At 37.9% G+C, this 19,159-nt stretch carries 17 protein-coding genes; 14 read left to right on the top strand and 3 right to left on the bottom strand.

All coding sequences use genetic code 11. The features are described from left to right. Nucleotides 1-111: 111 nt before the first annotated feature. Nucleotides 112-1,350 carry an aminopeptidase gene (locus tag IW492_RS16195; protein WP_202068968.1) on the bottom strand — a complete coding sequence of 413 codons (1,239 nt, stop codon included), beginning with the start codon at nt 1,348-1,350 and terminating at the stop codon, nt 112-114. A 228-nt stretch (nt 1,351-1,578) separates the two neighbouring features. Here IW492_RS16195 and IW492_RS16190 point away from each other — a divergent pair, with 228 nt between their 5' ends. Next, nucleotides 1,579-2,148 (top strand): TetR/AcrR family transcriptional regulator, encoded by a 570-nt coding sequence (locus tag IW492_RS16190; RefSeq protein WP_202068966.1) that lies wholly within the window; start codon nt 1,579-1,581, stop codon nt 2,146-2,148. A gap of 91 nt (nt 2,149-2,239) precedes the next feature. Here IW492_RS16190 and IW492_RS16185 read toward each other — a convergent pair whose 3' ends face one another. Both IW492_RS16185 and IW492_RS16180 read right to left on the bottom strand, forming a co-directional pair. Continuing rightward, a complete protein-coding gene (locus tag IW492_RS16185; RefSeq protein WP_202068964.1) occupies nt 2,240-2,683 on the bottom strand; it encodes a flavodoxin in 444 nt (147 codons plus the stop codon). A gap of 234 nt (nt 2,684-2,917) precedes the next feature. Then, the gene (locus tag IW492_RS16180) at nt 2,918-4,948 is read right to left on the bottom strand and encodes a sulfatase-like hydrolase/transferase (RefSeq protein WP_202068962.1); all 2,031 of its coding nucleotides are present in this window, start codon (nt 4,946-4,948) and stop codon (nt 2,918-2,920) included. 209 nt (nt 4,949-5,157) lie between these two features. Here IW492_RS16180 and map point away from each other — a divergent pair, with 209 nt between their 5' ends. The 13 genes from map to IW492_RS16115 all read left to right on the top strand — a co-directional run bounded on the left by map (nt 5,158) and on the right by IW492_RS16115 (nt 19,059). After that, nucleotides 5,158-5,922, top strand: a complete 765-nt coding sequence (map, locus tag IW492_RS16175) for a type I methionyl aminopeptidase (protein WP_202068959.1) — start codon at nt 5,158-5,160, stop codon at nt 5,920-5,922. Nucleotides 5,923-5,989: 67 nt separating this feature from the next. Continuing rightward, nucleotides 5,990-6,904 (top strand): YihY/virulence factor BrkB family protein, encoded by a 915-nt coding sequence (locus IW492_RS16170; protein WP_202068981.1) that lies wholly within the window; start codon nt 5,990-5,992, stop codon nt 6,902-6,904. A gap of 135 nt (nt 6,905-7,039) precedes the next feature. Next, the gene (locus tag IW492_RS16165) at nt 7,040-8,179 is read left to right on the top strand and encodes a glycosyltransferase family 4 protein (RefSeq protein ID WP_202068957.1); all 1,140 of its coding nucleotides are present in this window, start codon (nt 7,040-7,042) and stop codon (nt 8,177-8,179) included. A 219-nt stretch (nt 8,180-8,398) separates the two neighbouring features. After that, on the top strand, nt 8,399-9,181 hold the full coding sequence (locus tag IW492_RS16160; protein WP_202068955.1) for a glycosyltransferase family 2 protein: 783 nt from the start codon (nt 8,399-8,401) through the stop codon (nt 9,179-9,181). After that, complete coding sequence (locus tag IW492_RS16155; RefSeq protein WP_202068953.1) at nt 9,181-10,023, top strand: glycosyltransferase; 843 nt, start codon at nt 9,181-9,183, stop codon at nt 10,021-10,023. Before IW492_RS16160 ends, IW492_RS16155 begins: the two co-directional genes overlap by 1 nt. Beyond that, nucleotides 10,020-10,733: a glycosyltransferase family 2 protein gene (locus tag IW492_RS16150; RefSeq protein ID WP_202068951.1), complete on the top strand. Its 714-nt coding sequence runs from the start codon at nt 10,020-10,022 to the stop codon at nt 10,731-10,733. The genes IW492_RS16155 and IW492_RS16150 overlap by 4 nt, the downstream gene beginning before the upstream one ends. A 120-nt stretch (nt 10,734-10,853) precedes the next feature. Beyond that, nucleotides 10,854-11,720 (top strand): glucose-1-phosphate thymidylyltransferase RfbA, encoded by an 867-nt coding sequence (gene rfbA / locus IW492_RS16145; protein WP_202068949.1) that lies wholly within the window; start codon nt 10,854-10,856, stop codon nt 11,718-11,720. Nucleotides 11,721-11,739: 19 nt separating this feature from the next. Beyond that, nucleotides 11,740-12,312 carry a dTDP-4-dehydrorhamnose 3,5-epimerase gene (rfbC, locus tag IW492_RS16140; protein ID WP_202068948.1) on the top strand — a complete coding sequence of 191 codons (573 nt, stop codon included), beginning with the start codon at nt 11,740-11,742 and terminating at the stop codon, nt 12,310-12,312. Nucleotides 12,313-12,333: 21 nt separating this feature from the next. Beyond that, the gene (rfbB, locus tag IW492_RS16135; protein ID WP_202068945.1) at nt 12,334-13,362 is read left to right on the top strand and encodes a dTDP-glucose 4,6-dehydratase; all 1,029 of its coding nucleotides are present in this window, start codon (nt 12,334-12,336) and stop codon (nt 13,360-13,362) included. Between the two features lie 188 nt (nt 13,363-13,550). Next, nucleotides 13,551-14,387 carry a dTDP-4-dehydrorhamnose reductase gene (gene rfbD, locus IW492_RS16130; protein WP_202068943.1) on the top strand — a complete coding sequence of 279 codons (837 nt, stop codon included), beginning with the start codon at nt 13,551-13,553 and terminating at the stop codon, nt 14,385-14,387. 71 nt (nt 14,388-14,458) lie between these two features. After that, a complete protein-coding gene (locus tag IW492_RS16125; RefSeq protein WP_202068941.1) occupies nt 14,459-15,628 on the top strand; it encodes a nucleotide sugar dehydrogenase in 1,170 nt (389 codons plus the stop codon). A gap of 38 nt (nt 15,629-15,666) precedes the next feature. Then, nucleotides 15,667-16,635, top strand: a complete 969-nt coding sequence (locus tag IW492_RS16120; protein WP_202068936.1) for a glycosyltransferase family 2 protein — start codon at nt 15,667-15,669, stop codon at nt 16,633-16,635. A 3-nt stretch (nt 16,636-16,638) separates the two neighbouring features. Beyond that, nucleotides 16,639-19,059 carry a hypothetical protein gene (locus IW492_RS16115; RefSeq protein ID WP_202068935.1) on the top strand — a complete coding sequence of 807 codons (2,421 nt, stop codon included), beginning with the start codon at nt 16,639-16,641 and terminating at the stop codon, nt 19,057-19,059. Nucleotides 19,060-19,159: the final 100 nt, after the last annotated feature.

Raw genomic sequence — 19,159 nt, 5'->3', positions numbered from 1 at the left:
TTCTGTAAGCAACAGTGTTCTATCGTTCCAAAATAAGCTCTGAAGATTTGTCAGTAGCTGGCAAATTTTCAGAGCTTTAATAAAAGATTTATTTCAGATGAAATAGATAAACTATGCCCAGTTTCCATTGCGGAAAACAGGGACAACTGAGCCATCTTTTCGGATGCCGTCAATATTCATCTGTGCTGAACCAACCATAAAATCAACGTGCGTCTGACTGCGGTTTAACCCGGCTTTAATCAGTTCTTCTTCACTCATTTCAGTTCCTCCCTTAATACTGAATGCATAGGCAGAGCCTAAAGCCAAATGGTTAGAGGCATTTTCGTCAAACAACGTATTGTAAAAAGTGATGCCGGATTGAGAGATTGGAGAGGGATCAGGAACTAGAGCGACTTCACCTAAACGTTTAGCGCCGTCATCTGTCTGCAATAATTTGGCCAGAGTTTCCTCCCCTTTTTCAGCTGAAAAATCAATGATTTTTCCTTTTTCAAATGTAAATTTCATTCCGGAAATTGTTGTACCTGCATAGCTTAATGGTTTAGTACTGGAAATATAACCATCTACTCTGTGACAGTCAGGAGCAGTAAAGACTTCCTCAGTCGGCATGTTGGCCATAAATTTTTCTCCACGGACATTGTAGCTTCCGGCACCTTCCCACAGATGATTTTCAGGCAGACCGATTGTTAAATCTGTTCCAGGGGCAGTATAGTGTAAGGAATCAAATTGTTCTTGGTTCAGCTCTTCTGCTTTTGAGGCCAAAAGGGCATCATGCTTTTCCCAGGCTGCAATAGGATTATCTTCATAAACTCGGGTTGTTTTGAAAATCTCATTCCAAAGAGCATCAACTTGTTCCTCTTCAGTTTTCAGTTCAGGGAAGACTTTAGCTGCCCATTCTTTACTGGAGGCTGCTACGACAGACCAACTGATTTTATTTGCCTGCGTTGTTTTTCTTAATTTCATCATCGCTTTTCCAGTTGCGTTTTGAAATAGTGCAACACGTTCAGAATCAACACCTGCCATAGCATCAGGGTTAGAGGAAACGACACTGATTCGGCTTGCACCTCTTTCGATCCATTCGTCCATTTGCATAGTTTTATAAGTAGAAACATTTTCAAGATATTTTTGATCTGCATTCATGAGGAATTCTTTTTGAACAACATCATCTGTCCATTGAACAATTACTTCACCAGCACCTAATTTATAAGCTTCTTCAGTAATTAATCGGGCTAAAGGTGCCTGATCTACATTAATTTGCACTACAATTGTTTGTCCGGGCAGTACATTCACTCCTGTTTCTACAATCAGCCGGGCATATTTTTTTAATAGAACATCAAAATTTGGTAACGTCATAAAACATCCTCCTAAAGTTTATATCATAAACGTAAACATCATAACATGGATAAAAAGCAAACTCAATTATATTAGGAAGTGATGAAATAAGGCTGATTTAACCGTCTATTAAGAACCATAACAAGCTAGTATTAGTATTTTGCAGAAATCTCTAATCGTGTTACAATAATACTAGATATCATATGGAAGATTTTTGAGGGTGTAGGTAAGGTAGAGAGGATTGAGAATATGGCAAGAAAGAAAACAATTACTAAAGACCAAATACTGAATGCTGCATATGATGTAGTAGCTACTGAAGGATTCTCTAAGCTTACTGCAAGGAATATTGCAGCAAAAATGAAATGCTCAACACAACCTATTTATTTAGAATTTGAAAATATGGACGATCTAAAAGAAGCACTGTTTGACAAGATTCACAGCTATCTTTCAACTGAGGTATTTCCTGAAAAGCATACTGGTAATACAATTATTGATCTGGCATTAAACTATATTCATTTTGCAAAAAAGGAAAGTAAATTGTATCGCGCGCTATATTTAGAAGAATATGGCGGGGGACAGCGTATGCAGGAATTTTCTTATAACTATTTTTCCAGTGCGGTTAAAAAGGACCCTAAATATGCAGAATTGACTGATAAGCAGATAAATTCACTACACATGGGAACTTGGATTGTAGCGACTGGGGTTGCGTCACTAATGACTTCCGGGATTATTCATCCGACAGATGAACAGATTGAAGAACTTATGAAAGAAAGTGTTGAAACCACACTTGAACGTAATGTTTTTATAGACATCAGCTAAAATTGAATCGAACGAAATGAAAAGAGAGCAGCCGTATTTTCGGAAACTCTCTTTTTTATCTATTTGTTTATTTAGCTTATTGAAGACTGACTTAAGAAGCAGCTTCTACAAGTTTTTTTGCGAATGCTTCCAGATTTTGAATATCTTCTTCTTCTGCAGCAAGATCAACTTTTACGCTGTCAGCACCTTTTACAGCACCGATTTTAGAAAAAACAGCTTCAAAATCATCTACAGATTTACAAAATTCCTCATAGAATGTATCGCCGGAACCGCAGACACCAAAAATCTTGCCATTCAGATTAATTTCCTGCAGCTCTTCATAGAAATCTACAATTTCATCTGGAAGCTCTCCATCACCATAAGTATATGTAGCAACGACGCAGATATCTGCATCCTTAAAATCTTCTGCATCTACTTGAGTGCATTCGTCAATTTCAACTTCAACAGTTAAGTTTTCAAATGCTTCTGCAACGATATCAGCTATTTCTTCAGTATTACCGGTCATACTGGCATAAACAATTTTAGCTAAGGTCATCTATTTCCCTCCTTTGAAATAATACAAATTTGATTATAACAGAAATTTGCTTAAGATGTAAATTACTTAAATGGCAGATGCTTTTTCATCTGGTGTTGTGAGTTACAGCACATTCTTATGAATGCTTAGTTAAGCTGTTTCTAAAAATACCAGTAAAAGCAAATCGACAATCCTCTCACCAGAAAAGGCAGGAAGTATTGTCGACTAATTAGTTGTTGTGATTCATTTTTCCTCTTATTGAATGACTGAATTAGTAACTGCTTCAGCCACAGTGTCATTGGAAGTCGGTTCTTCTTTTTCAGCAGTAGAGGAAGGATTTGTTTCATCTGTAGTTTCATCTGTAGTTTCATCTGAATCCGATGATTCGGAACTGGAGGCCATTTTTTCCTTTGCTTTTTGGTACTGTGTTTCGTCATAGTTTAAAATATTTTTTGTGTAAAAATCAGATTGCTGAGCCAGCTGATTTTTGAAAATATCGAATGGATAAACTTCTGTCAGTGTTTTTTGATCAGAGAACAAGTTGGTACCCAAACCTAATTTGTTTCCTTGAATTGTTGCATTTAAGCTTGCCAATGTGGTAGGAAACATATCCATTGTTGTGAAAATTCTATTTTTAGATTCAACAGGCTGGATAGGTGAATTGATAAATAGATTAAAGACTGTACGATCATGGTCAGTCAAATATTCCTCAATGAATGTTTGGCTCATTGTTAGGTGGTCTCCGACAAGAACAATCGTTGTATTTTCATAAAACGGCTGTTCCCGGCACCATTCAATGAAATTGGCAATTTGATAGCTGCTGTATGAAATGACATTGGCATAATGATTGTCATATTTCTGTGGATTATTTGGAGACATCAGTCCGCTTGGATTATGAGTATCTGCTGTTAGCAGAGTAAGGTTAAATGGTTTATCTTGATTGGATAATTTCGTTGCTTCAGTTTTCGCATATTCAAACAGCTTCTCGTCTTCGTAGCCCCACCATGAAAGGTAAGTTTCAGGAATAAGCTTCAGTCTTTTTGCTTCCAGATGGTCTAAAAGATAATAATCTCCATGCTGAGTGAGGTACGTTCTTCTTCCACCAAAGCTGGCATCGGAGCCCATGACAAACGACTGGTTGTACCCTTCAGCATCCAATATTTCAGCAATCGAGGTGACACCCGGAAGAAAAGGTGTGCTGTCAGTACTGTATGTATCATTGGCACCAAATGAATTGACATCCGAGATCGGTGCTTTTAACGGGGTACCGGAAGTATGTGCTACGATAGCCGCGGCCGTATATTCTGTTCCTGTGACTTGATAAGCACCGCCAATTTTTTCAGTATTTGAAAAGTTGATTGCTCCGGTGTCAGTTAAAGCAGTCAGTTCCTCCAGTAAATCGTATTCCTGTGTACCTCCAAGAGCTTTGCTTGTAAAACTTCCTTCAAGAGATTCAACAAAAATGTAAATCAGATTACGTTTTTCTTGTGGAAAGTCTATTTCTACTGTTTTGGGATCAATATACTCTTTTTCAAAAATAGTAGATTTTTCCAAATACAGTTTTACCTGGGCAAAGCCAACATTATTAATGCTTAATAAAATAGCACCTGAAAAAACAAAAAATATTGAAGCTGGCATCAAAAGCTTTCTCCACGAAAATCTTAAAGTTTTCTCCTTCCTTCTGTTTTTCTTGTGATTTAATGAAATAGAGTAATTGGTAAAAAATATAACCATTCTAATAAAGAAATAGGTTAAAACCAAGGAAATAATCAGAGGCTTGTCGATAAATGTAATCACCTGATCTGTGTTTGTACCGCCTAATGTTTGCATGCTGTAAAGCAGCTGATCAATGCTAACGGGTCCAAATGTACGAATCAGCCAGCTGCTGCTTGTATATAGTAAAAGAGAAACCAGCAATATGATAGAGTAAAATCCCAAAAGAATTTTAGCAGGTATGGTCAGGGCAGCATTCTTTTTTTCTTTAACTGAGATGTTGACAGCTACTTTATCTGACTGGATATAAGCAACAGCCAGTGCTATAACAACAGCGATAAATAAGTTAATCAAAAAATAGAAAGAATGACTTGTGGTATTGACAGCTTCAAGCGAGCGATTAAAAATATTTGTATAGATTAGCAGAGAGCTACACCAGACAATAAATGAAAGATCCAGTGTCTGCGAAAAATATTTCAGACCGCTTTTTTTGTCAAACAACAGCTTTCCAAAAAGCAGGTTAAAAATGTATATTAATATGAAAGCTATAGATAATGTTAATAAAATATTCAACGAAATTCTCCTCCCAATCTATAGAATAATATCATAAAATCACTGTCATTCAAAGTGTTCGTTTCTTCTTTTAATCCTATTTTAAAACTTTTTTAGTTCTTGTTTTTTGACAATTAATCAGTTTTGTAATTGAATAAATTCTCTTATTCGACAATTTTATGCTAAACTAACAGATGATAAAGATTAATTTGCAGGAGTGGAGTACAGGAATGATTACACTAAAATCAGCTAGAGAAATTGAAATGATGGATGAATCTGGAGAATTACTGGCGGATGTTCACAGACATTTGAGAACGTTTATTAAGCCAGGTATTTCCAGTTGGGATATTGAAGTATTTGTAAAAAATTTTATTGAAGGCCATGGAGGAGTAGCAGCACAAATCGGATATGAAGGTTATAAATATGCCACTTGCTGCAGCATTAATGATGAAATCTGTCATGGCTTTCCAAGAAAAAAAGTGTTGAAGGACGGGGACTTAATCAAAGTAGATATGTGTATTGACTTAAAGGGGGCCATGTCTGATTCTTGTTGGGCTTATGTTGTGGGAGAATCTACGCCGGAAATTGATCATTTGATGAACGTAACCAAAAAAGCACTTTATATTGGGATTGAGCAGGCGCAGGCAGGGAATAGAATTGGCGATATTGGTCATGCTATTCAAACCTATGTAGAAGGGGAGGGGCTATCAGTCGTTCGCGATTTTGTGGGACATGGAATTGGTCCGACAATTCATGAAAGTCCTTCTGTTCCTCACTATGGAGAAGCAGGGAAAGGTCTGCGTTTAAAAGAAGGTATGGTTATAACGATTGAGCCTATGGTAAATACCGGCACTTGGCGAATGAAAATGGACCCTAATGGCTGGACAGCCTACACTCAGGACGGCGGACTAAGCTGCCAATTTGAGCACACGCTGGCTATTACTAAAGAAGGACCGAAAATTTTAACTTCTCAAGGTGAAGAACTTACTTATTAAGCCTTGAATGAAGCGGAGCATTTTTTTTTGCTGTATAAAATTATAAAGTGTTAAAATGGGGAGAGAAATCAGTATGCTGGATAAATTGAAAAATAATGAGAATCTTAATCGATTTATTCAAACTACACAGGAGCGAATAGTCAACTCAGAGATGGGCAATACCTCTGTCGTTGTTGCGTATTATTTGCTTCTGTCATTGTTTCCTCTTTTAATTGCTGTAGGAAATTTACTGCCGTATCTTCAAATTAATCCAAACAGTGTATTGCCCTATATTTCAGAGTTTATCCCAGAAACAATATTTAATGATCTTAAGCCGGCAATCAAGTCTCTTTTGACTCAAAGCTCCGGGGGACTTTTATCAGTTTCAGCACTTGCCACTTTGTGGAGTGCAAGTCAGAGTATTAATGCCCTGCAGGTTGCTATGAATAAGGCGTTCGGTGTAGAACAGCGGAAAAATTTTATTTTGGTTCGACTGGTTTCGTTGTTTGTTATTGCTCTTCTCATGGTTGCATTGGTTGGGGTGGTGCTGATCTTAGGTCTTGGGCAGAATATTTTGGATTACATAGAGCCGATTATTCATATTCCGGCTGATTTTCTAAATACCTTTCAGACGCTGAAGTGGCCGGTTACAGGATTTGGTTTGTTTCTAACGATGAGCCTTCTTTATTTTGCTGTACCAAATGTCAAATTGAAAAGCCGTTCAGTTTTTCCCGGCGCAATTTTTGCAACAATCGGCTGGCTGCTGTTGTCTCAGGTATTTGGTGTGTATATTACGTATTTCAGCTCCCGAGTATCAGGGTATCAGATTATCGGAAGTTTCATCGTTCTGATGTTGTGGCTCAATTTTGCCTCAACAATTATTGTATTGGGAGGTATTATTAATGCGGTGGTTGAAGACTACCTCTCTGAAGGTCAAATAGAAAGCCGTGAAGGAATGATCCGCCAGCTGATCATTTTTATAAAAACTAAAGTTGCCAAATAAATCCTGATTTAACTTTTGATTCCCTGTAATTTTTATTTTAGTAGATTGCAGAAAGAGCAGGGGCGTTATCGAACTTGTAAATCGGGAATGATCCTGTATAATATACGTTGAAACTTAAGAAAGTGGGACGTTTATATGTCTATGTTTATTTATGAAGTCATGTTGCGGCTGTTACTGACATTCATGATTTCTCTAATCCTGACGCCGCTGGTCAAATTGTTGGCTTTTCAAATTGGGGCCTACGATGCTCCAGGGGAACGGAGAATAAATAAAAAAAATATGCCGACTGCAGGCGGACTGGCGATTTACATCTCTTTTTGTATCTCGTGTCTGTTATTTTTTCACTCAGTAATTCCAACAAATTATATTCTGCCGATTATCCTTGCCGGCGGTATAGTGATTGCAACAGGGCTAATTGATGATATTTATGAATTGTCGCCTAGAAAAAAAACAATCGGTATATTGCTTGCTTCGCTGGTCATTTATTTTGTGGCCAAAATCCGAATAGATTTTGTTACTTTACCATTCTTTAATCAGCTTGATCTGCGCTGGCTGAGCCTGCCTCTGACAGTGGTTTGGATTGTTGCTATTACAAATGCAGTCAATCTGATTGACGGGCTGGATGGTTTGGCATCGGGTGTCTCAATTATCAGTCTGACAACCATAGGAATGGTTGGCTATTTCTTTCTGCATGCTGATTCAGTTTACGTTCCAATTGTTATTTTTATTTTAGTTGCCAGCATTGCCGGTTTCTTTCCTTATAATTTTTATCCCGCCAAAATTTTTCTTGGGGATACTGGAGCGCTGTTTCTTGGATTTATGATTGCAGTAATGTCTTTGCAGGGATTGAAAAATGCAACATTTATTTCAATGATCACACCGCTGATTATCTTGGGAGTGCCGATTACAGATACGGTGTATGCTATCATTCGTCGGCTGTTAAATAAGCGTCCTATTTCATCTGCTGACAAGATGCATCTTCATCATCGTTTGCTTTCTTTAGGCTTTACGCACAAAGGGGCAGTTATGACAATCTATGCGTTGGCGCTGGTTTTTTCCTTTGTTGCTTTGCTGTTCAGTTATGCTAGTAATGTTGCCTCGATTCTTTTGATTGTTTTCAGTTTAATTGGATTGGAGCTTTTTATCGAGTTGATTGGGTTGGTCGGAGAAAAGCATCAGCCATTGATGTATATTTTAAGAATGTTTGGAAATAAGGAATTTCGACAAGATCAAATAAATAAGCATGCCGGAAAGCATTCAAAAAAGAGGAAGTAATTTCCGAAAATGCGGAGCCTATGGTATACTTTACAAGGTAGAATGGAGCATATGATAATTATCATATGCTTTTTAATTTATGAAAGGTATAATTACGTACTTAATTTTACAGAAGGCAATGTGGGACAGGGAATAAATCTTTGCTTATTTGGCTAAAAGCTGGTTTGTTTTTTTATGAACATATTGGGAATACGTATATTAAGGGGATTATCTAATATTATGAATAATAAGATCGCACTTTCGATTGTAACGCATAACAGCAAACATATTTTTAAAGTCCTGGATAATCTGAGAGCAGAGCTGGGCGATAATTCAGAATATGAAGTACATATTTTTGATAATAATTCCGATAAAGACTATATAGCACGGCTGCAAACGTATGAACCCTTTATTGTTCTCCAGCAACATAAGGAAAACAGAGGCTTTGGATACGGTCATAATCAGGTTTTTAAAGAAGCAGCTGCACAGTATGGTATTATTTTCAATCCTGATGTTCTTGTGAGCAAGCAAGCAATGGACAGCATGATTCAACGAATCAGAGAGAATGAACAGGTTGCTCTCATCTGCCCGAAGGTATTAAATTATGATGGGACGATACAATATTTGGTTCGTCAGAAATTGGATGTTTTTGACTACATGCTCCGGTTTGTTCCTATCCATTTTGTGAAAAAAATATTTGATAAGCGTCTGGCTTATTATGAATGCCGGGATCTGCCAGAAGACAAAACCTCATACATCAAAATGGGATCTGGGTGTTTTATGGTTATAGATGTAGAAAAATACAATGAGATTCAAGGATTTGATGAACGATTTTTCATGTATTTTGAAGATAATGATCTGTGTCTGCGTTTTGGACAAAAAGGATATAAGATTCTTTATACGCCTTTTGAAACAGTTACCCACCTTTATGAAAAAGGGGCGCATAAAAACATGAAACTATTTAATATTTTTATGCAGTCCATGTTCAGATTCTTCAATAAATGGGGCTGGAGGTTTTTTTGATGGATACGAGATTGGTAATTGTACTTGTATTGTATCAGAAGAAGCTTGCAGAGTCTCCGAGCTATGACATTTTACAGACTGCTGTATCAGAAAATGAAACAGTTGACTTGTTTATTTATGATAACAGTGAGCAAGCCCAGAAAGATTCTTTGTTTGATTTGAAAAATGTACACTATATTCATGATGCGGAGAACTCAGGTCTTGCGAAGGCATACAATGCCGGAGCAGAGTGGCTTAAAAAGTGTAAAGGCAGACTTCTGATGCTGTTGGATCAGGATACTGTCGTTGCTTTGGCAGATATCGAACAAATTCTTGCTCTGCCTGAAACAGAGATAGAGACAGTAGGGGTATTTGTTCCTTTTATTCGCTCAGGGAATCAGCAAATTTCTCCGGTTTTCAGTGATACGTATATCAGCAGAGAGCGTTCTTTTCCACAAACAGGTGTGACAGATCAGGCGCTGATGGCTATTAATTCCGGTACCGTTCTGACAGAGAAAGGGCTCATGGCTGTCGAAGCATTTAATGAATCGTTTCCGTTGGATTTTTTGGATCATTGGGTATTCTGGACCCTGCATCAAAAAGGTTTGAAAATTGAGGTTCTTCCTCTAACTTTCGAACATGACCTTTCTGTTCTTGACTATAGCAGTGTTTCGTTAAAAAGATACGAATCCATTATTTCGGCTGAGTCATTGTTTTATAGGGAATATGATCAAAAGAAATTGGACATTCATACAAAACATTTGCTTAAACGAACACTTAAGCAGTTTTTACTGGTAAAAAATAGAGCGATATGGCGACGAACTTGGAAAGAGTATCGAAAATTAGTGAGGGATAGTAAGTGATTTCTGTATGCATTGCTACTTATAATGGCCAAAAATTTATTTCAGCACAACTAGACAGTATTCTTCCTCAGTTAGGAGCAAAGGATGAAGTGATTGTTTCTGATGACGGTTCTTCAGATGAAACAATAACGATTATCAATGAGTATGTGAAGAAGGATAAACGAATTCGCTTAACAGAGGGACCGCGTCAGGGGGTTATAGCCAATTTTAACTGGGCTGTTAGTCAAAGTGCTGGGGAATTTATCTTTTTGGCAGATCAAGACGATGTCTGGCTGCCTGAAAAAGTTGATAAAATTCTTGGCTATTTTTCAGAACATCCTGAAGCAGAGCTTGTTGTCAGTGACTTAACAATTGTTGATGAAGGATTAAAGCCTATTATTTCTTCCTATTTTGACTATCGAAAGGTAAAGCAGGGATTCTGGACAAATTTTATGAAAAGCGGCTATATCGGAGCAGGCATGTGTCTTCGTGCAAGCTTAAAAAAGAAAATTTTGCCCATTCCTTATAATGTTCCGATGCATGATATGTGGATTGGACTAATCAGTGAATATTACCACAGCAGTGCTTTTCTTAAAGAACCGCTGACGTACTATCGCAGACATGAAGAGAACGTCAGTGAAATTGCTACAAGTTCCAGTGCTGTACAAAAAATAACATGGCGTCTGACTTTGATTTACTTACTGATTCAGCGGCTGTTTTTCAAAAGATGAAAGGCAGATTACGTTTTTGTAAAATATAAGGAAAATACATGACAAGTTTATAGGTTAATGAGATAATGTAAAATGGTATGTAAAGAATGCAACAATAAATATTTATGAAGGAGTTTTTCCATGAAAGGAATTATCTTAGCCGGCGGAAGCGGAACAAGATTATATCCGCTGACAAAAGCAACATCCAAACAACTAATGCCGATATATGACAAGCCAATGATTTATTATCCAATGTCCACATTAATGCTGGCAGGGATTAAGGAGATATTGATTATCTCTACCCCGGAAGACACACCTAGATTTGAAAACCTATTTGGTGATGGTTCTGATTTAGGCATCCATATTGAGTATGCAGTCCAAGAAAGTCCTGACGGCTTGGCACAAGCGTTTATTATCGGAGAATCCTTTATAGGGGATGACAGTGTTTGTCTGGTTTTGGGCGATAATATTTATTATGGCGGCGGGTTATCCAAGATGCTGCAGAGAGCAGCAGCAAAGGAAAACGGAGCAACTGTCTTCGGATATCACGTAAATGATCCTGAACGTTTTGGTGTAGTAGAATTTGATGGAGAGATGACGGCTCTTTCAATTGAAGAGAAGCCGGAAAAGCCAAAATCAAATTATGCGGTTACGGGCTTGTACTTCTATGACAATGATGTGGTGGAGATTGCTAAAGGTATTCAGCCTTCAGAGCGCGGCGAACTGGAAATCACCGATGTAAATAAAGTATATCTGGAAAAGAATAAATTATCAGTGGAAGTGATGGGCAGAGGCTTTGCGTGGCTTGATACTGGAACGCATGAATCGCTTCTGGAAGCATCAACCTTTATTGAGACAATTGAAAAACGTCAAAATCTAAAAGTAGCCTGTCTGGAAGAAATTGCTTATCGCATGGGTTATATTTCAAAAGAGCAACTGACTGAATTAGCACAGCCGTTGAAGAAAAACGGGTATGGTCAATATTTGCTGAGGCTGGCTGAAGTGTAGCAGGAGGAACGGAAAATAAATGAAAGTCATTGAAACAAAATTAAAAGATGTCAAAATAATCGAAATGGATGTCTTTGGTGATCATAGAGGATTTTTTACAGAAAGCTATTCAAAAGAAAAATTTGCACAGCATGGTCTGAATTTTGATTTTGTGCAGGATAACCATTCGCTTTCCAGCGAAGCAGGTGTTTTAAGAGGTCTGCACTTTCAAAAGGGAGAAGCTGCTCAGACAAAGCTGATTCGAGTGGTAACGGGAGCAGTTTTAGACGTTATTGTGGATATTCGTAAAGGCAGTCCGACTTATGGAGCTTGGGAAGGCTATATTTTGTCTGAACATAATCATCGCCAGCTGCTGGTTCCGAGAGGCTACGCACATGGATTTGTAACGCTGACATCAGATGTTAATTTTATGTATAAATGTGATAACTACTACAGTGCAGAAGCAGATGGCGGAATCGCATTTGATGATCCTGATTTGGCGATTGACTGGCCGATGGATATTAGTAAGGCAATTACTTCTGAAAAGGATCAGCAACACCCTACTTTAAAAGAGTTTGAAGCAGAAAACCCATTTGTTTATGGTGAAATTTAGAAATTGAGAGAGGTCTTGAAGATGAAAAACATTATAGTTACCGGCGGAGCTGGTTTTATTGGGTCAAATTTTGTTCACTACGTGGTGAATAACCATCCGGAAGTTCATGTAACTGTATTGGATAAACTAACTTATGCAGGAAACAGAGAAAACCTTGCAGGACTTCCCTCAGATCGAGTGGAATTAGTTGTTGGAGATATAGCAGATGCAGAGCTTGTTGAAAAACTGGTTAAAGAAACAGATGCGGTAGTTCATTATGCAGCAGAATCTCACAATGATAATTCTCTGAACGATCCATATCCATTTTTACAGACAAATATTATTGGAACTTATACACTGATCGAGGCATGCCGCAAAAATAATGTTCGTTATCACCATGTGTCAACAGACGAAGTGTATGGAGATCTTCCATTACGTGAAGATTTACCGGGACATGGAGAAGGACCAGGAGAGAAGTTTACTGATGAAACGCCTTACAACCCATCAAGTCCTTATTCTTCAACAAAAGCAGGGTCAGACCTGCTTGTTAAAGCATGGGTTCGTTCATTTAATCTGCAGGCAACAATTTCCAACTGTTCAAACAACTACGGACCTTATCAGCATATCGAGAAATTTATTCCTCGCCAGATTACGAATGTCTTAAGCGGAATCAAGCCTAAATTATATGGAGCAGGAAAAAATGTTCGGGATTGGATCCACACGAATGATCACTCTTCTGCTGTCTGGGCGATTTTGACAAAAGGACGAATCGGTGAAACCTATTTGATTGGTGCCGATGGCGAGGAAGATAATAAGACAGTTATTGAACTGATTCTGGAATTGATGGGACAGCCGACAGATGCTTACGAACATGTAAATGATCGCGCTGGTCATGATTTACGATATGCGATTGATTCTGCCAAGCTTCGTGAAGAATTGGGCTGGAAACCTGAGTTCACTAATTTCCGGGATGGATTAGCCGACACGATTAAATGGTATTCTGAAAATGAAACCTGGTGGCTGGCTGAAAAAGAAGCGGTTGAGTCAAACTATGCTAAGAACGGTCAGTAGTACTTGACATGTTTATTTAATAAGAGTCAGGATTATAGGTGCCCTTTATCATGTATTCTAATGATAGAGGGTAGTATTGGTAATGGGGACCAGTTTTTTCGACAATAATTTTTCAAACGAGAAAAATTATTGCTATTACCGGAGAAAGGTTTCCGTAACAAACAATGACAAGCAGAGGAGAAAATAAAATGATCTTAATTACTGGTGGAAATGGACAGCTGGGAACGGAACTACGCCATTTACTTGATGAGCAGGGTTTGGAATATATTTCAACAGATGCTGGGGAAATGGATATTACCAATCTGGAAGAAACAAAAGCGTTTATTTCTGAAGTTAAACCTGAATTGATTTATCATTGTGCTGCCTATACTGCGGTAGACAAAGCGGAAGATGAAGGCAAAGAGCTTGATGAAAAGATCAACGTTGACGGGACTAAAAACGTGGCCGAAGCAGCGGAAGCTGTTGGTGCAGTTTTAGTCTATATCAGTACAGATTATGTATTTGACGGTACTAAAAAAGACGGGCTCTATCAGACTGATGATCAGACAAATCCTCAAAATGAATATGGACGTACGAAATTGTTGGGCGAACAAATTGTTCAGGAAACAATGAGCAAGTATTATATCATAAGGACTTCCTGGGTCTTTGGAAAGTATGGTCATAATTTCGTTTTTACCATGCAAAAGCTGGCGGAGACCAGAGATCAGCTGACTGTTGTAGATGATCAGTTCGGACGTCCTACATGGACCCGGACACTAGCTGAGTTTATGCTGTTTGTTATTCAAGAAAAAGCAGATTACGGTGTTTATCATCTATCAAATGAGAACAGCTGCAGCTGGTATGAGTTTGCAAAAGAAATCTTGAAAGACACGGATGTTGAAGTGCTGCCTGTGGATTCAACGCAATTTCCGCAAAAGGCAAAACGTCCGCAGTACTCTGTAATGGATTTAAGAAAGACTGAAGCATTGGGCTTTGAGATTCCAACTTGGCAGCAGGCATTGGCACAAATGCTGGCTCTTGATTAGAGGATAAACATTTAGAACGATGTTTGAATAGACTGCATAAATATTTTTTACAGAAGTAAGAGGGGAAAGACATGAAAAAAATTTCTGTTTTTGGTTTAGGTTATGTTGGGTTGGCTAATGCATTATTACTAAGCCAGCAAGAGCAGGTGAAAGCTTACGACATAATAGATGAAAAAGTAGAGATGTTAAAAAAAAACATATCTCCTTTAGAAGATCAGGAAGTTAAAGAATTTCTAACTCGTAATGATCTTTTTATTGAATTTACAACTGATTTTGAAGAAGCGGTTCGGTTTGCTGATTACCTGATTATCTCCACACCAACCGATTATGATGAGAAAAAAATTTATTTTAATACATCTACTGTTGAAAATGTAATTGAACGTGCTCTTGCTGTTGACAAGAATGCAGTGTTCATCATAAAATCCACTGTCCCGGTGGGTTATACAGATTCCTTAAAAGAAAAGTATCAGACGCAAAACATTATTTTCTCTCCGGAATTCTTAAGAGAGGGGCGTGCATTATACGATAACCTGTATCCTTCAAGAATCATTGTGGGCGAGCGCTCGGATCGTGGACAAGAAATTGCTGAGATGTTTCAGCATAGTACAGCAGAAGAAAATGCACCGATTTTACTGACCCATGCTACGGAAGCAGAAGCAATCAAACTCTTTTCAAATACATATTTAGCGCTTCGCGTTGCGTACTTCAATGAGTTGGATACCTATGCTGAGTCAAGAGGACTGGATGCGAAACAAATTATTGAAGGTGTCGGTCTGGATCCGCGTATCGGCTCACATTATAATAATCCATCTTTTGGGTACGGAGGTTATTGTCTGCCGAAAGACACGAAGCAGCTGCGAGCAAACTATGATAAAGTTCCTAATAATATTATCAGTGCAATTGTCGATGCCAACAAAACGCGGAAAGATTTTATTGCAGAGCAGATTTTAGCCAGTCATCCTAAAACAGTTGGGATTTATCGTTTAACGATGAAAGCTAATTCAGATAATTTCAGATATTCCTCTATTCAGGGAATTATGAAGCGGTTGAAGGCACAAGGGATTAATGTCGTTGTTTATGAACCGACATTAAAAGAAAAACAATTTTATAATTCAGAGGTTATTGATGATCTGTATGAATTTAAGACCATTTCTGATGTAATTGTGACGAATCGGATGGAAAGTGAATTGGCAGATGTTTCAGAAAAAATTTATACACGTGATATTTTTAAACGTGACTGATTGATGAAAATGAATGATGAAGATAGAGGATGAAATCAATGAAATTAATAATTCAAATACCTTGTTATAATGAGGCAGAAACACTGGAAATTGCTTTGAACGATTTACCGAAGCATATTGATGGTATTGATAAAATTGAAGTTCTCATTATAAATGATGGGAGCCAGGATAATACGGTGGAGGTCGCCAAAAATTGGGGAATTGACTATGTTGTCAATTTTAAACGTAATAAAGGGCTGGCTAAGGGGTTTATGGCCGGTTTGGATGCATGTTTGAGAAACGGTGCAGATATCATCGTAAATACAGATGCGGATAATCAATATAATGGGGCGGATATTGAAAAAATAGTTCGGCCTATTTTGGAAGGCAAAACAGATATTGTTATCGGTGAAAGACCGATTGCGCAAACAGAGCATTTCTCGCCATTAAAAAAAAAGCTGCAAAAGTTCGGCAGCTGGGTTGTTCGAAAAGCATCGAAATCAGATATTCCCGATGCGCCAAGCGGATTCCGTGCCTACAGTAGAGAAGCTGCAATGCGCATGAATGTTGCAAATGAATACACTTATACATTAGAGACAATTGTTCAGGCTGGGCGAAACAGTATTGCAATGGAGTCAGTACCCATTCGTACCAATGGAGAACTGCGTCCTTCAAGACTGTTCAGTAGCATGTTTGGTTATGTAAAAAAATCAATGCTAACAATTTTACGTGCTTTTATGATGTATAAACCGTTAATGTTCTTTACTATATTGGGTAGCATTTTATTCGGTGCAGGTGTCATTATTGGTATTCGTTTCATTGTTTATTTTATACAGGGAACAGGAAACGGTCATATCCAATCATTGATTTTATCAAGTACATTATTATTAATCGGGTTTCAAACATTTGTTATTGGATTGCAGGCAGATTTAATTTCCGCTAACCGCAAGCTTTTGGAGGATATCCAATACAGAGTGAAGAAAATCGACTACGCTCAACAGGATAAAAGCAATGATAGTGAGGATTGATAGATGAAAGATCGAATGAAACGTACTTTTCAATGGATAAAAAGTAATTACTGGCTGTTTATCTGCCTGATTATCATGTTTTTATATCTTTACTCAGACATCTTTTTCGATGGAAAAAAGCTGTCTTTCATGAACGTGACCTATATTTTTTCGCCATTTAACTCGCTTAATGCGTCTGTAAGCGGACCATTGCTAACAGATGTTGCGGATAATCTGCTGCCTGGGATGATTAATCGCATTTTTTATTTTAATTTTTCTTCATGGAACCCAAACATAGGTTTAGGTGTATCGCAAAGCCTGAATGCGTTCTTCTTTATTTTTAAATATATTTATCTTTTGCCACTGGATTATGCCGTCTTTCTAATGTCATTTGTTAAATTTGGCCTTGCATTTTTAGGAATGTATTTGTTCTGTAAAGAACTTACTGAAAATAAAACAGGAAGCTTTGTCGCCGGCATTGTATTTACCTTTTCATCTGCGATGGTGGCATGGCACGGATGGGAACATACCGATGTTGCGATGCTGGCACCGCTTTTATTTTATTTTACAGAAAGATTTATGAAGAACTTCAAAATTAAATACCTGTTCTTCATGATCACTGTTTTAACTTCCATGTTTTTTGCTGGAATGGCTACATATGTTGCGTATTTTCTTTATTTACTGGGTGCCTATGTGTTATTTTACGGAATCAGAGAATATTGGAAAACACCTAGAAAGCTAATCATTCTCTTCCTGTTCTTTGGACTAATTGTTGCTTTTTCTGCTTTAATAAGCCTGCCATATACAGGAGAATTGCTAACCTCAGTAGGGGCTAACGGGTATACTGATTCAAGAAAAGGGTTGGCTACAATTAGTTTGGAATGGTCAAGAATTTCCACTGTGCTTTTCCCGTATATGCGCCATGGCGTAACCTCAAATTTTAACGAATCAACGTTATTTACGGGAACACTTTCTGTTTTTATTCTCCCGTTGACGTTGATTAATGTAAAGATGAAAAAAAGAGCCGGTTTTTGGCTGAGCAGTGTAGTTATTTTGCTGCTTCTTGTTTATACAAGTGTGCTGACCCCTTTCTATACTAAACTTCCAATGGTAAATACATCATTGAAAATCAGACTGATTATTCTGTTAAACTTCTCGCTTTCTGTTCTTTTTGCACTCAATATTGGTGATATTTTTGAGAACGGAAAAGAATATGTGAAGAAAAAATGGCAGTATTTGCTGGTGCTCTTATTGAGCAGCGTATTTGTTGTGTTTATCATAACGAAATTAGATCCTCTGGTTTTTCAGGATGATGCGTCAATTTGGGTTATTCAAAAAGTGCTGATTGTATTTTTCGGATCAATTGCGGTTCTTACAATTGTGCCATTCCTTAAGCAGGCACATTTTAGAAAAGTTGCTGCACTTGCACTGATTTTGTTAACGGTCTGGGATTCTGGAGGCTTTGCCAAGAATTATCTGCCTTTATTAAATAGAGGGGCGGAATCAATTCCCGAATCAACAGACTCAATTAGGTTTCTTCAGGATAACACCAAGGATCAGGAAAAATTTGTTGCTACTGGTGCCTGGACATTTTATCCTGCTCAAAACACATTTTATGGACTGCGTGATATTCGTATTCATGATTTTGTAGCTACCAATAAAGATTTTCGGGAGTACTATACTGCTATCGCCGAGGATGCATTCCCAACACCAACCAGAGTGGAGTTTAAAACGATTGAGAATGAAAATCTTCTAAAATATATGGGTGTTAAATTTATCGTTGAAGTAGGGGCTTCAGCCGGAAAAAATGAATTTTCCGGTCAGGCATGGACTGTGATTCCCCCGTTTGCTGAGGGCAGTCAGTTAACACAGGAATTTGTTTCAAAAAGAGACCGTCTGTCACAGTTGAATGTGCTTTCTGCAAACTACGGACACACATTTGGTGAAGAACAGATATATTTCAAACTGATTGATGTTGAAACAGACAAACCGGTCAGAGAAGGCAGCATTCCGATAAAAGAAATGAGAGACAATGAGTTCCTAAAAATAAATTTCCCGAGTATTGAAGATTCTGGGGATAAACAATATAGACTTGAACTAACTTCCAATAACTCGGCGGCACTTCCAATCACTTTTTATCAATTAGTTGAATCGGGGTATGATGGAGCGTTTGTTGTAAATGGTGAGGAGACTGAAGGTAATCTGGTTCTGCAGGCTTCCTATGAGCCGGAGGGTGGTTATCTTGGGAAAGATGGCTTGGCTGTTAGAAAATTGGACTCGTATTCTGATCAATTTGAATTGATTGAAACGATAGAAGTTGTTGAGAATGAAAAGCAGGTTCTTGATAAAATGAAGGCAGAATATCATTCTAACAGACTTTATATCAATCAAGAAGAAGCCGAGAAGTTGAACGGAGAAATTAGGCTCTTTGTCAAATCGGACTGATAGTATCACCAATGAACATCGGAAGAAGGAATCGAACTCCTTCTCCGGTGTTTTTTATTTGTATTGAATAAGGCCGTTGAGTAAGAAAATTCGGGTACGC

This window comes from Enterococcus sp. BWB1-3, assembly GCF_016745275.1.
Lineage (GTDB): Bacteria > Bacillota > Bacilli > Lactobacillales > Enterococcaceae > Enterococcus_L.
This window is presented reverse-complemented; position numbering and strand designations above follow the sequence as displayed.